This is a genomic window from Bradyrhizobium sp. P3_C3, assembly GCF_056402655.1.
This window is the reverse complement of record NZ_JBFUGY010000042.1, coordinates 34,715-47,604: the sequence shown is the minus strand read 5'-3', so window position 1 is coordinate 47,604 and position 12,890 is coordinate 34,715. Positions and strand designations below refer to the sequence as shown.

12 protein-coding genes are annotated in these 12,890 nt (G+C 64.7%); 7 read left to right on the top strand and 5 right to left on the bottom strand.

The annotated features are described in order from the left end of the window. Positions 1-59 precede the first annotated feature (59 nt). The 3 genes from AC1DW2_RS34670 to AC1DW2_RS34660 all read left to right on the top strand — a co-directional run bounded on the left by AC1DW2_RS34670 (position 60) and on the right by AC1DW2_RS34660 (position 2,892). Positions 60-569 (top strand): MarR family winged helix-turn-helix transcriptional regulator, encoded by a 510-nt coding sequence (locus AC1DW2_RS34670; protein WP_231142628.1) that lies wholly within the window; start codon positions 60-62, stop codon positions 567-569. A 151-nt stretch (positions 570-720) separates the two neighbouring features. After that, positions 721-2,412 carry a benzoate-CoA ligase family protein gene (locus tag AC1DW2_RS34665; RefSeq protein WP_439035325.1) on the top strand — a complete coding sequence of 564 codons (1,692 nt, stop codon included), beginning with the start codon at positions 721-723 and terminating at the stop codon, positions 2,410-2,412. Positions 2,413-2,433: 21 nt separating this feature from the next. Continuing rightward, entirely contained in the window at positions 2,434-2,892 is a 459-nt protein-coding gene (locus tag AC1DW2_RS34660; RefSeq protein ID WP_354123911.1) for a RidA family protein, read from the top strand. 18 nt (positions 2,893-2,910) lie between these two features. Here the strand turns inward: AC1DW2_RS34660 and AC1DW2_RS34655 are convergent, their stop codons facing one another. The 3 genes from AC1DW2_RS34655 to AC1DW2_RS34645 all read right to left on the bottom strand — a co-directional run bounded on the left by AC1DW2_RS34655 (position 2,911) and on the right by AC1DW2_RS34645 (position 6,254). Continuing rightward, positions 2,911-3,639: a CBS domain-containing protein gene (locus AC1DW2_RS34655; protein ID WP_439035324.1), complete on the bottom strand. Its 729-nt coding sequence runs from the start codon at positions 3,637-3,639 to the stop codon at positions 2,911-2,913. Positions 3,640-3,730: 91 nt separating this feature from the next. After that, on the bottom strand, positions 3,731-4,705 hold the full coding sequence (locus AC1DW2_RS34650) for a CHAD domain-containing protein (RefSeq protein WP_135215107.1): 975 nt from the start codon (positions 4,703-4,705) through the stop codon (positions 3,731-3,733). Positions 4,706-4,730: 25 nt separating this feature from the next. Beyond that, positions 4,731-6,254: a bifunctional aminoglycoside phosphotransferase/ATP-binding protein gene (locus tag AC1DW2_RS34645; RefSeq protein WP_354126133.1), complete on the bottom strand. Its 1,524-nt coding sequence runs from the start codon at positions 6,252-6,254 to the stop codon at positions 4,731-4,733. A 183-nt stretch (positions 6,255-6,437) separates the two neighbouring features. On the opposite strand from AC1DW2_RS34645, the gene AC1DW2_RS34640 reads away from it, so the two are divergent. Both AC1DW2_RS34640 and AC1DW2_RS34635 read left to right on the top strand, forming a co-directional pair. Then, a complete protein-coding gene (locus AC1DW2_RS34640) occupies positions 6,438-7,277 on the top strand; it encodes a universal stress protein (RefSeq protein ID WP_135215105.1) in 840 nt (279 codons plus the stop codon). A 68-nt stretch (positions 7,278-7,345) separates the two neighbouring features. Beyond that, positions 7,346-10,039: a bifunctional acetate--CoA ligase family protein/GNAT family N-acetyltransferase gene (locus tag AC1DW2_RS34635; RefSeq protein WP_477008231.1), complete on the top strand. Its 2,694-nt coding sequence runs from the start codon at positions 7,346-7,348 to the stop codon at positions 10,037-10,039. 9 nt (positions 10,040-10,048) lie between these two features. Here the strand turns inward: AC1DW2_RS34635 and AC1DW2_RS34630 are convergent, their stop codons facing one another. Next, a complete protein-coding gene (locus tag AC1DW2_RS34630; RefSeq protein ID WP_439035319.1) occupies positions 10,049-10,531 on the bottom strand; it encodes a phage holin family protein in 483 nt (160 codons plus the stop codon). Then, the gene (locus AC1DW2_RS34625) at positions 10,532-10,807 is read right to left on the bottom strand and encodes a hypothetical protein (RefSeq protein WP_354134238.1); all 276 of its coding nucleotides are present in this window, start codon (positions 10,805-10,807) and stop codon (positions 10,532-10,534) included. It abuts the gene before it with no gap. 176 nt (positions 10,808-10,983) lie between these two features. Here AC1DW2_RS34625 and AC1DW2_RS34620 point away from each other — a divergent pair, with 176 nt between their 5' ends. Together AC1DW2_RS34620 and AC1DW2_RS34615 are read left to right on the top strand one after the other, a co-directional pair. Then, a complete protein-coding gene (locus tag AC1DW2_RS34620; RefSeq protein ID WP_135215101.1) occupies positions 10,984-12,120 on the top strand; it encodes an ABC transporter permease in 1,137 nt (378 codons plus the stop codon). A 2-nt stretch (positions 12,121-12,122) separates the two neighbouring features. Further along, complete coding sequence (locus AC1DW2_RS34615) at positions 12,123-12,890, top strand: ABC transporter ATP-binding protein (RefSeq protein WP_167768084.1); 768 nt, start codon at positions 12,123-12,125, stop codon at positions 12,888-12,890.

Below are 12,890 nucleotides of genomic sequence, written 5' to 3'. Positions count from 1 at the left end.
GGGGCCGATTTATTTGAAGCTCAAAACGTTGGGGAATCCGTGCTGGCGCCAGGCCGGCCATGAGTGACTGCATCGAGATGCTCGATTCCGAGACCAAGGCCGTCGAGACGCCGGAGGACCACGCCGAAGAGCTTCGGCTGTGGCTGCGTCTGCTCACCTGCACCACCCTGATCGAAGGCGAAGTCCGTGGCCGCCTGCGACAGCGCTTCGACGTCACGCTGCCCCGGTTTGACCTGATGGCGCAGCTCGACAAGGCGCCCGACGGCATGACGCTGTCCGACGTCTCCAAGCGCATGATGGTGTCCAACGGCAACGTCACCGGCCTCGTCGAACGGCTGGTGGAATCGGGCCATCTCGACCGGCGCACCTCGGAGACGGACCGCCGCGTCCAGGTGATCCGCCTCACAAAGCTGGGTCGCGCCGAGTTTCGCAGGATGGCTGCGGAGCACGAGACCTGGATCGCCGATCTCTTCGCCGACCTGACCCCGAAGGACGTCCGCGAATTGATGCGGCTCCTGGCCAAGACAAAGGCGTCGGCGCAGAAATCGGCCGCTCGCCGCCGGCCGTAGTCCGCCAGCGGGGCACCCCGCCAGTCCCACCACCTTGCCGCAGGAAAATGCATGGGATGCCCAAAATCCGCTATTGCGCCGAATTGTTTTAAGCCTAAAATGTTTCCCAGGTGATGCTGCCGGGTGCTTTCCATGCTGAAAGGAGCGTGCGATGGCCAACGCCGCTAAGGCTCAAGAGTCGGGCTCGTATGACGGCAACGCCGCGACAGCCCACGTCGATACATTCGCACGGCAGCATCTGCCGCCGCGAGAGTTCTGGCCTGAATTCATCTTCACGCGGCCGGAGCTGCACTACCCGCCGCGATTGAACTGCGTCAGCTATTTTCTCGACCGCTGGGTCGAGCAGGGCCACGGCGACGCGCCGTGCGTCATCAGTCCGGCCGTCAGCTACACCTATCGCGAGCTGCAAGCGCTCGTGAACCGCATCGCCAACGTGCTGGTTCGCAAGCAAGGTCTCGTAACCGGCGGACGCGTGCTGCTGCGCTCCGCCAACAATCCGATGATGGTTGCGACCTATCTCGCGGTGATCAAGGCTGGCGGCATCGTCGTGGCGACCATGCCTCTGCTGCGCGCCAAGGAACTATCTTATCCGATCCAGAAGGCGGAGATTGCACTCGCGCTCTGCGATGGAAAACTCTCGGAGGAGATGGAGAAGGCGAAAGCGGCGGCGCCCGGCCTCAAGCACGTGGTCTATTGGGGCAACGGCGCGTCGGACTCGCTCGAGGCGCTGATTGCTGATGCGAGCCCGGAGTTCAAGGCGGTCGATACCGCCGCCGATGACATCTGCCTGATCGCCTTCACGTCGGGCACGACGGGCGATCCCAAGGGCACCATGCATTTCCATCGGGATATGCTGGCGGTCTGCGACGGTTATGCGCACAACATCTTGAGGGCGGAGCAGAAGGATCGCTTCGTCGGTTCAGCGCCGCTCGCCTTTACCTTCGGCTTCGGCGGCGTGTTGTTTCCGATGCATATCGGCGCTTCCTTCGTCGTGCTGGAGAAGACGACGCCGGACGACATGCTGACGGCGATCGAGCAATACAAGACCTCGGTCTGCTTCACCGCGCCAACCGCCTATCGCGCCATGATCGGCAAGCTCGCAGGTCGCGACATTTCCTCGCTGCGAAAGTGCGTCTCTGCCGGCGAGACCCTCCCCAAGCCGACATTCGATGCCTGGCTCAAGGCCACCGGCATCAAGCTGATGGACGGCATCGGTTCGACCGAGCTGCTGCACATCTTCATCAGCGCGACCGAGGACGAGATCCGTCCCGGCGCAACCGGCAAACCCGTGCCGGGTTACGAAGCAAAAATCGTCGATGACGACGGCAATGACCTGCCGCCGGGCACGATAGGGCGGCTCGCGGTGCGCGGTCCGACCGGCTGCCGCTATCTCGCCGACGAGCGGCAGCGCAAATACGTCCAGAACGGCTGGAACATCACCGGCGATACCTATCTGATGGATAGCGACGGCTACTTCTGGTACCAGTCGCGCTCCGACGACATGATCGTGTCAGCCGGGTACAACATCGCGGGCACGGATGTGGAGGCAGCGCTGCTGACGCATCCATCCGTAGCCGAGTGCGGCGTCGTCGGTGCGCCGGACGAGGCGCGTGGCATGATCGTGAAGGCCTATGTCATCGCCGCCCCCGGCGTGACGCCGGACGCTCAACTCGCAGCGGAGTTGCAGGAGCATGTCAAACGTGAGATTGCGCCTTACAAATATCCGCGCGCGATCGAGTTCGTGGCGCAACTGCCGAAGACCGAGACCGGCAAGTTGAAGCGATTTGCCCTGCGGCAGTTGGCGCAGGCTGCAGCGACGTCCTCTGGCGTTGCGGCGGAATAAGAGAAGGATGAAGAATTGTCCGTGACGACGCCGAAAGGTCCGCACCTCGCGGTGCTGCCGACAGCAGCCGAGGACGAAACCGGCTCCAGGGCGCAGGTGCTCCAACCGTCTGGCTGGCCGCTACCGAAAGGCTATGCCAACGGCATGGCCGCCGAGGGACGCATCGTCGTCACCGGCGGCGTGATCGGCTGGGACGCCGAGGAGCGTCTCGCGGACGGCTTTGTCGCGCAGGTGCGCCAAGCCCTGAGCAACATCGCCGAGATATTGGCGGAGGCGGGTGCGCGGCCCGAGCACCTCGTGCGCCTGACCTGGTACGTCGTCGACATGGACGAATACCTGGCGAACCTGAGGGAGCTCGGCAAGAGCTACCGCGCCACCTTCGGTGCGCACTATCCTGCGATGGCACTGGTGCAGGTCGTCCGCCTCGTCGAGAAGGCGGCGCGCGTCGAGATCGAAGCCACCGCCGTCATTCCCCGCTAAGCCGCCTTTGGTTCGCACCTAGCTGGCCTTGGCGAGATCGTCGTCCTCGGGCGAATTCAGATAGACGCCCGATACGGTGTCGACCCAGCACAGATGGTCGTGCACCTTCTTGACACCCTCGACGTTCTCCGCCGCAACGACGGCGGCCTGACGCGCGCGTTCCTCGGTGATGACGCCGCTGAGATGAACGATGCCGCCCCGGACGATGACGTTCAGTCCGAACGGGCACCAGTCGTTTTTCTCCATGGTGTCGATGATACGGCCGCGAATGTGATCGTCGTCGGCCGTCGGATCCGGTACCTCGCGGGCGAGCCCCGCCACCGCCTGCAACAGATTCGCGCGGGAGACGATGCCGACGACCTTGTCGCCGCGCACCACCGGCAACCGCTTTACGTTGTTCCGTTCCATGAGATCAACGATCTCCGCGAGCGCCGTATCCTCGGTGATGGTCACGACCGAGGCGGTCATCACCTCCGAGACCGTGCGGCCATGTTCGTGGACGAAATCGCTGGCGGATGCGCCGGGGCCGAGGATGAACCGCAGCCAGCGGCCTCGCTTGCGCCCGGTGCCGATTTCGCTGCGGCGGACGAAATCCCCCTCGGAGACCACGCCGACCAGCTTGCCGGCATCGTCGACCACGGTGAGGCCGCTGACGTGCCGCTTCAGCATGATGTTTGCCGCCTCGACGATGCTGGTGTGGGGGGCAACCGAGATGACCGAGCGGGTCATGATCTGGTGGGCGCGCATGGGGAAGCTCCGCAAGTTCACACGAATATCGATGTGTGGAGCTTAGGTCACCGGCAGGAAGCTGATTTGACCCAAGTCAAGCTGGTCGCACCTAATCCTCGGGCTCTGCATTCGGGGCGAGGTCGGAGGAGCGGAACGGCTTGGCCTTGTCCAGTTTCCGGTAGGCGTTCGAGGCGGTCCGCAACAGCTTCTTTTGACGCTTCCGGTTGAGGAAGCGAATGCCCGCCTCTGGGACGGCCTCGTTCAGTGACGCTGCCAGGGTTTGCCCTCGCGCATCGTCGTTCAATTGCCCGAGGGACTTCTGCGCCTTGCGCAATTGCTTGAGGATCGACTTCTGTTTGGTCAGCGATTCGTCTGCAAACAAATCCTCCAGCGATTCGATCGAATAGGTCAGCCGCTTGTTGAGGAGCCGCAGCTTGTGCCGTTTTTCGACGTCGAGCTTGCGCAGTTTCCGCGCCTTCCTGAGCAGCGCCGTTTCCCATTCCGTGAGCTGCGCCGTCGCGTGGTCGGCAAGCGGGCAGCGGCGCAATCGGATGGCTTCCTTGCTGCGCCGGGTCGACCAAGGACCGCTCTCGATCCAGGCCGAGGTCTGCTCGACAAGACGGCGATACCGCGCCGATTGCAGCGCGCGCGCCAGCAGGCGGTGGCTCTCGGCGCGCTTCTCGTCCCAATGCTGAAGCTCGGCGATCACGTCAAGCTCGCCCCCGCTCTCGGCGATAACTCGCTCGATCGCCACGTCGAGGTCGCGCACCATGCCGAGCTGGCTGTTCAGCCATTTCAATTCGGCCCAGACATTCGGCCGCAGGGCATCGTCGACCATGGGCGAGAAGAAGCGGATGGCGGTGCGCAGATGCGTCAGTGCGATCCGGATCTGATGCAGCGCCTCCGGATCGCCGTGGCAGGTGCCATCGTGCTGGGCGAGGACGGCATCGAGGTGGCGGCGGGCGATGATCCGGAACGCGGTGTCGCAGGCCATGCCGGGGCTGAGGCGGCCGGGCAGAACATTGCGCCGCGCCGCAGGCTTGGCGCGAGCGGTCGCCATCGAACTCGTGGTGGGTCGCGCCATCCTAGCCCGCGCCAATCGGATTGCCTTATTTGCCCTCAGCGACTACGTCGCGGCAGTTCTGGAGCGTCTGCGCTTGTGTCCCGGATGCATCGATGGTCGCCCAACCGACATGGCCGATATTATAGTGCTCTTGCTGCGCGGCAACCTCTTGCGTGGCGTCGGACGCGTCGCCCCGGCGACCGCCGATTCGCGCCTTGCGGGTGGCGAGGTCGGCGACGAGGAATAGTCCATTGAGCGGTACGCCGCACTCGCGTGCCAGGGCGGCCATCTCGTCTCGCTCGGACTCACGCGCAAAGACGGCGTCGACGATTGCCGAATGGCCTTGCGCCAGAACCTGGCGGGCGCGCTGCATCAGCACCTCGTAGACCTGTGCCGTCACGTCAGGCCGGTACGTGGACGGCGGTAGCCGTTCGGTGTGTCCCACCTGAAACAGCTGCTTGCGAATGACGTCGCTGCGCAGCACGACGGCGCCCGGCTGTGGCGCCACGGCGGGCGCCAGCGCGCGCGCGAGCACGGATTTGCCGGTGCCCGACAGTCCGCCAACCGCGATCAGGCGAGGGGCGGGGGGATGAATCAAAGCCTGGGCGAGCTCGAAATAGCGGCGCGCCTCGCCGAGAGTGCCGGGGCCGTCGGCATCAGGCCGCCTCAGTCGCGCCAGCGCCACCTGCGCACGGATCGCCGCGCGAATGGACATGAACAGTGGCAGCGCCGCCAGGGCGTCGAGCGTTTCGCCGGGCGCCGTCATCAGATACTGGTTCAGGACGGCATTGGCCGCGACCGGCTGGTCATGGCGCAGCAGGTCCATCAGCGTGAAGGCAAGATCGTAGAGCATGTCCACGGTCGCCATCTGCGCGTCGAATTCGATCGCGTCGAACAGGACAGGCTGCCGGTCGATCAGCACGATATTGGCAAGATGCAAATCGCCGTGACAGCGGCGCACGAAACCGTGGCGCGCGCGTTGTTCCAGTGTAGCGCGGACGCGCAGGAATGCCTGATGCGAGGCTTCGCAGAGTTGCTCGATCTGGGCGGCTTCGAAATGATCGCCATTGAGCAGCCCGGTGCTGTTGCCATCGATCAGCTCAGGAATGGAGGCAATCCATGCGGTGCCGTCCGCGACGGGCGCTCTCGCATGCGATGCTGCGATCGCATCCGCGATGTCCGGGGCGAGCTCTGCATCCAGCGGGCCGGCTTTTGCCACATGGTCCAGCGTCCGATTTTCGTCGAAGCGGGACATGTCGACCGCATACTCGACCGGCCGGCCGCGACCGTCGATCTTGATCGATCCATCCGGCTCCTCCGTGATCGCCACGACGCGGTGATAGATTTGCGGCGCGAGCGGCCGGTTGATCCTGATCTCCTCTTCGCAGGCCGCCTCGCGCTTTTCGAGCGTCGAATAGTCGAGGAATGGAAATTTGACAGCCCGCTTGATCTTCAGCGCGCGTGTCCCGTCCAGAAGCACCGAGGCTGCGTGCGTGTCGATCCGCTTCACGCCGGGACGCGCGCTCAGCGCCTGGAAGACCCGTTCCTGGGTTGCAGAATCGTCCGTCATCTCTGCGAGCAAATCCAGATGCATCGGCGGTGAGGCAGCAGGCTAACTCCTAGAGGCGGATCGGGGCCAGTCCTTGACATCGGTCAAAGTCTGTCGTCGGCTGGCTGCGCGGTGTTCCCGCCTTGAGGAGGATCAAGCTTCCCGGCGAAAGGTGGCTTATCCTGACCGGTAAGGAGAATCCCGATGCCCATCAAGGATGTCTTTCTGCCGCTTGTCGGCCAACCGCGCGGGCCGGCCCTCGCTGCGATCGCGACATGCGTGGCTGTCGCCGCCGACCTCGGCGCCAGGATCACCGCGCTCGCGCTCGAGGAAGATGTTTTCGCGCGACCGACGGTCATCAGCCCTGGCGATCTGGATTCCGCGGAGGCGAGCGGTTCGCGTGAGGTAAGCGACGTGCAGCAACTCCTCAACGCCTTCACCAATGCAGCCTCCCGCGCCAACATTCGCGCCCAAAGCCGATCGGGTAAGGTGCCGGCGGACCAGATCGCGTCGATCCTGGCCGAGCATGCCCGCTTCAGCGATCTGACGCTGGTCCCCGTGAGGCCGCATGACAGTCGAACGGAGCGCATCATCGAAACGCTCCTGTTCGAATCCGGCCGGCCGCTGCTGCTCTGCCCGGAACAGCATGTGGACGAGCTGCGACCGGAGTTCGAGAACGTCATGATCGCCTGGGATCACTCAGCCCGTGCCGCGCGGGCGGTCGGCGACGCGCTGCCCATTCTTCAGGCTGCGGCATCCGTCCGGGTGGTCACGGTGGCGGACGACAAGGCCGATGCGGTCGTGCAATCCGGAACCGCGCTCGTCGACCATCTGAGGGAACACGGGGTCTACGCCTCGTTCGAAACGACGAAGGGCGGCGGCAGCTCGATCGGCAAGGTGCTCGGAAGCTGGGCGAATTCCCATGCCATGGATGCGATCGTGATGGGCGCCTACCATCATTCACGCCTGAACGAGATCGTCTGGGGTGGTGTGACAAAGACCGTCATTGGCCAGCCGCCGTGCTGGGTTATGATCTCGCACTAGGCGCATCGCCAGTTTATCGGCCGATCGTCAACCATCGGAACCGCCAACGACCGGGCGCATATGCTTCCATGTCAACCTATCGCTTGAAGAATCTGCTGTCGCCGCGTTCGGTTGCGCTCGTCGGCGCGAGCGCCCGCCCGGTCTCGGTTGGACGCGCCGTTCTCGAGAACATTCACAAGGCCGAGTTCAAGGGTCGGTTCGGCCTCGTCAATCCGCGCCACGCCGAGATCGGCGGCATCGCTGCGGTGGGCAGTCTGGACAGGTTGGACTTCGTGCCCGAGCTCGTGGTCATCACCGCGCCGGCGCGAGAGGTTCCCGGCATCATCGACCAGGCCGGACGTCGCGGCTCGGCCGGCGCGCTGATCGTCTCGGCGGGCCTCGGTCACGGACCGGGATCCCTGCACGAGGCCGCGATCACTGCGGCACGCAAATACGGGATGCGGCTGATTGGGCCGAACTGTCTCGGCATCATGATGCCCGGCGTCAGCCTCAATGCCAGCTTTGCCGCACACATGCCGGGGGCGGGCAACCTCGCGCTGATCTCGCAGTCCGGCGCGATCGCGGCCGGAATGGTGGATTGGGCTGCGCAGCGCGGCGTCGGGTTCTCCGGCATTGTCACGATCGGCGATCAGATCGATGTCGATATTGCCGACCTGCTCGACCATTTCGCGATGGATCACAAGACCCGCGCGATCCTGCTTTATATCGAAGCCATCAAGGACGCGCGCAAGTTCATGTCGGCGGCACGGGCCGCGGCGCGCGTGAAGCCGGTCGTCGTGGTCAAGTCCGGCCGCATGGCGCAGGGTGCCAAAGCCGCGGCAACCCATACGGGCGCGCTCGCCGGCGCCGACGCCGTCTATGATGCCGCGTTCCGCCGTGCGGGCGTCCTGCGAGTCTCCGATCTGCGCGAGCTGTTCGATTGCGCCGAGACGCTCGGTCGCGTCGAGCCGCCGGCGGGAAAGCGTCTCGCTATCCTCACCAATGGCGGCGGCATCGGTGTCCTGGCCGTGGATCGGCTGGTGGACCTTGGTGGAATCCCGGCGTCCATCTCGGCCGCGACGCGCAAGAGCCTCGATGCGGTGCTGCCGCCGACCTGGTCCGGTGCGAATCCCGTCGACATCGTCGGTGATGCCGATGCATCGCGCTACGCGGCGGCGCTGGAGGTGCTGCTCGCGGACCCTGATAATGATGCCGTCCTCGTCCTCAACGTGCAGACCGCGATCGCCCCGGCGGCCGACATCGCCGCGACCGTGACCGAGCTCGTCGGCAAATATCGCGAGCAGCAGCGCCGATGGGCGAAGCCCGTGCTGGCGGCTTGGGTCGGAGCCGATCAGAACATCATTCAGGCGCTCTCCGGCGCGGGCATTCCGAATTATCCGACCGAAGATGATGCGGTGCGCGGCTTCATGCATCTCGTGAGGCATCGCGAGGTCGTAGAGGAGCTGAGCCAGGTCCCTCCCGCGATGCCCGACACGTTCGTGCCTGACGCCCGGGCTGCCAGGCAGATCGTCGCCGCTGCGATCGCGGACGGCCGCAAATGGCTCGATCCCGTCGAGATCAAGCACCTGCTCGGAGCCTATGATATCGCGATGGTACCGACTCGTGCTGCGACCGATGTCGAGCAGGCCGTCGCCTACGCCAGCGAGATGTTCGTGCAGGGCGTCACGGTCGTGCTGAAGATCATGTCGCGCGACATTGTCCACAAATCGGACGTCGGCGGCGTCGTCCTCAATCTGACCACGCCGGAGGCCGTGCGCGCGGCTGCCACCGACATTCTCGCGCGGGCGAGGAAGCTCCGTCCCGAAGCCCGCATCGAGGGCGTCATCGTGCAGGCGATGGTCGTCAAGGCGAAGGCGCGTGAGCTGATCCTGGGTCTTGCCGACGATCCCACCTTTGGCACCGTCGTCGTCTTCGGCCGGGGCGGGACGGCGGTCGAGATCATCAACGACAAGGCACTGGCGCTTCCGCCGCTTGATCTGCAGCTCGCCCGCGACCTGATCGGCCGCACGCGCGTATCACGGCTGCTGCAGGCCTATCGCGACGTACCCGCGGTCGAGCAGGACGCCGTCGCGATGGTGTTGGTCAAGCTCGCCCAGATGGCCGCTGACATTCCCGAGATCCGTGAATTCGACATCAACCCACTGCTTGCGGACGAGACCGGCGTGACTGCGGTCGACGCCCGCGTCGCGGTGGGGCCGCCGCAGCGCAAATTCGCCGGCTCCGGCCCGGCCAACTTCGCCGTCCGGGCCTATCCGTCGCAGTGGGAGCGCCGCCTGGCGCTCAAGGACGACTGGCGCATCTTCGTACGGCCCTTGCGTCCCGAGGACGAGCCGACCATCCACGAATTCCTGCGTCACGTCACGGCGCACGACCTCCGCCTGCGCTTCTTCGCGCCGATGAAGGAGTTCACCCACGAGTTCATCGCGCGCCTGACCCAGCTCGACTATGCGCGCGCAATGGCCTTCATCGCATTCGACGAAGCGACCGGCGAGATGGTCGGCGCGGTCCGGCTCCATTCGGACTCGGTCTATGAGAGCGGCGAATATGCRATCCTGCTGCGGTCGGACCTCAAGGGCAGGGGGCTCGGATGGGCGTTGATGCAGTTGATCATCGACTATGCGAGGTCGGAGGGGCTGAAGACCATCTCGGGTGATGTTCTCAGGGAGAACACCACAATGCTTGAGATGTGCCGCCAGCTCGGCTTCGACGTGAAGCCGGATTCGACCGAGCCCGACCTCTGTGACGTCAGGCTCAAGCTCTGAGCGTTCCGATCACGAGTGCGCTTCGCGCGATGCGGCGGATTCCGTGGCCGTTTTCCGCAGACTCTTGACGATGATCGCGATCAGCGGCACCAGCACCGGCACAATCGTGCTGAGCGGATGATGGACCGCGCCTGACACCTGGGCTTGGAGCGCCCGCGCCTCGAGCTGCAAGGCTTCGATAGATGCGCCGTGAATTTCATTGGCGAGCTCGATGTCGCGGCCGGATGGAGGACGGCCGGCAACGATGAGGAGAATCGCCGCGATGGCGAAATTGACGGTGCCGAGGATGGCGGCCGCCGCAATTGCGCTCCAGATCTGGACCAGGGCGAAATAGGCCGACAGCTCCAGCATCAGGAGCCCGAATGTCGCGATCAGCGCCGCGAAGGCCCGCAGGCCGAGACCGATCAACAGATGGCGCAGCCTGATGTCCGCGATGATCCTGTCGGTGCGCCACAGTGCACGCAGATGTTTGACGACATTTTCCGTGTTCACCTAGTGACTCCTCAGCATGACGCCGACGACCACGCCGAGCGCGAAAGCCGAGGCCAGCGACGTGACCGGGCGTTCCGCAATGAGGCGCTGAAGCTGCTCCTGCTCGTCGCTGACGGTTTCTCCGAGCTCGGCAAGCGCAGCCTTGATCTGATCGGCCAGAGCCTCGGTCCGGTCTTTCGAGCTGTCGAACATCTCTTCGCCTGCGGTGCTCAGCAGACGCGTGACGTCAACCTTCAGCGCTCGCAGTTCTTCGCTCATCCTGTCGCTGTTGAACATGGATTTGAGAACTCCCTTGAATGGAAGAGACCCTAAGGCCCGGCGGCGCGGCCGCGCTTGATTTGCGTCAAGGGACGGCGCGCGGTCCTGGTGTTGAGACAGGTCAACCCGGCCGCCATATGCTGGCCTAGAAGTGGCGGCTGAATGGGGGCCAATTGTCCCGATGAGGTGGATGCGTGAACTCCGAACCGCTGTTGCTGGCAACGCCCTCCGGCGATGCGCTGAAATTGCGCCCGGAAGGGCCGTGGACGGCAGCCAACGTCTCGGCGCTCGAGACGCTGTCCCGTTCGGTCGGGGCCGATGTCGATCGATCCAGCGCCGTGACGCTGGACATGTCCGGCGTCAGTGCGCTCGACACGCTCGGCGCCTGGGTGTTGGAGAAGCTGTCGCGACGGGCCGCATCATCCGGCAGATCGGCCGAATTCGTCGGCGTCGCCGATCATTTCAGCGGCCTGATGGACGAGGTGCGCCAGGTCAACCGCCACACCCCGGCGGTTGCGGCCGCGCCAAACCCGGTCCTGCTCAGGCTCGGCGATCTCGGCAAATCCACGGTTGGCGCGCGCGAAGACGTCACGATTTTTCTTCAAATGCTCGGTGCATTGTTCATCGCCGTGATCGGCGTGCTGCGCCGGCCACGCTCGCTGCGGCTGACATCGCTTGTCTATCAGCTCTACCGGATCGGCTGGCAGGCCATTCCGATTGTCGTTCTCATTACCTTCCTGATCGGTGCCATCATCGCCCAGCAGGGGTTCTTTCATTTCCGTAGGTTCGGTGCGGAGTCCTACACTGTCGACATGGTCGGAATCCTGGTGCTGCGCGAGCTGGGTGTGCTGATCGTCGCCATCATGGTCGCCGGCCGGTCGGGGAGCGCGTACACCGCCGAGCTCGGCTCGATGAAGATGCGCGAGGAGATCGACGCGCTCTCGACCATGGGCCTCGATCCCGTCCATGTCCTGATACTGCCGCGAGTAGCAGCCCTCGTCATCGCGCTGCCGATCCTCGCGTTCATTGGGGCAGTTGCGGCGCTTTATGGCGGAGGGCTGGTCGCGCAATTCTACGGCGGCATGGCGCCGGCGATCTATATCGCGCGGCTGCATGAGGCCATCTCCGTCACCCATTTCGAGGTCGGCATCCTGAAGGCGCCCTTCATGGCTCTGGTGATCGGGATCGTCGCCTGCAGCGAAGGATTGCGCGTGAAGGGCAGCGCCGAGTCGCTGGGGCGGCAAACCACGACGTCAGTGGTGAAGTCGATCTTCCTGGTGATCGTTCTCGACGGCCTCTTCGCGATCTTCTTTGCCTCGATCGGAATGTGACGATGGAGCAGTCGCAAGAGGAGTTCGCGATCCGCGTCCGCGACCTCGTGGTCGGCTTTGGCCGCCAGACCGTGCTCGATCATCTCTCGCTCGACGTCCGCCGGGGCGAAATCCTAGGGCTCGTCGGTGCGTCCGGCGGCGGCAAGTCGGTGTTGATGCGCACCATCATCGGCCTGATCCCACGCCAGGCCGGCACCATCGACGTGATGGGACAGCCCGTCGGCGGTCGCAAGGAGGGCGCAGCCACGACATGGGGCATCCTTTTCCAGCAGGGTGCGCTGTTCTCCTCGCTGACGGTCCGGCAGAACGTCCAGTTTCCGTTGCGCGAAAATCTGGTGTTGTCGCAAGAGCTGATGGACGAGATCGCGATCGCCAAGCTCGAGATGGTCGGGCTGCGGGCGCAGGACGCCGACAAATATCCGTCCGAGCTCTCGGGCGGCATGACCAAACGCGTGGCGCTGGCCCGCGCACTCGCGCTCGATCCGCCGATCCTGTTCCTGGACGAGCCGACCTCCGGTCTCGACCCGATCGCCGCCGGCGATTTTGACGCGCTGATCGGGACGCTGCAGAAGACCCTCGGCCTCACCGTGTTCATGGTCACCCATGATCTTGCGAGCCTCACCACAGTCTGCGACCGCGTCGCCGCGCTCGCCGACGGCAAGATCGTGGCGATCGGCCCGATGCACGAATTGCTGCAATCCGAGCATCCCTGGGTGCGCGCCTATTTCCACGGCAAGCGCTCGCAGATGCTGCAACACCAGATGAGATGA